This is a genomic window from Vibrio sp. 10N.286.51.B11, from assembly GCF_041469245.1.
GTDB classification, from domain to species: Bacteria; Pseudomonadota; Gammaproteobacteria; order Enterobacterales; family Vibrionaceae; genus Vibrio; species Vibrio crassostreae_C.
In genome coordinates, this window is record NZ_JBFRKI010000086.1 from 1 (window position 1) to 297 (window position 297).

Annotated in this window: 2 tRNA genes; both read right to left on the minus strand. The window is 47.5% G+C overall.

The features are described 5' to 3' along the window. Positions 1-75: 75 nt before the first annotated feature. Positions 76-151: transfer RNA gene (locus AB4154_RS22395), tRNA-Val, on the minus strand. 28 nt (positions 152-179) lie between these two features. After that, a tRNA-Ala gene (locus AB4154_RS22400) sits at positions 180-255 on the minus strand. Positions 256-297: the final 42 nt, after the last annotated feature.

A 297-nucleotide genomic window follows, 5' to 3' on the forward strand; every position in this document is an offset into this window, starting at 1 on the left:
GTTAAAGAGCAAGAGTTTTAAGTGTTAAATTTTTAAACCCATTTTTAAATACTCTCTTACGAGAATGCTTAAAGATGGTGGGCGATACCGGGCTCGAACCAGTGACCCCCTGCTTGTAAGGCAGGTGCTCTCCCAACTGAGCTAATCGCCCATAAAGTTTTAATTCCTAATGGAAGGAATGGTGGAGCTATGCGGGATCGAACCGCAGACCTCCTGCGTGCAAGGCAGGCGCTCTCCCAGCTGAGCTATAGCCCCATATTTTTATTTCCTTGGGAGGAAATGGTGGGTCGTGCAGGA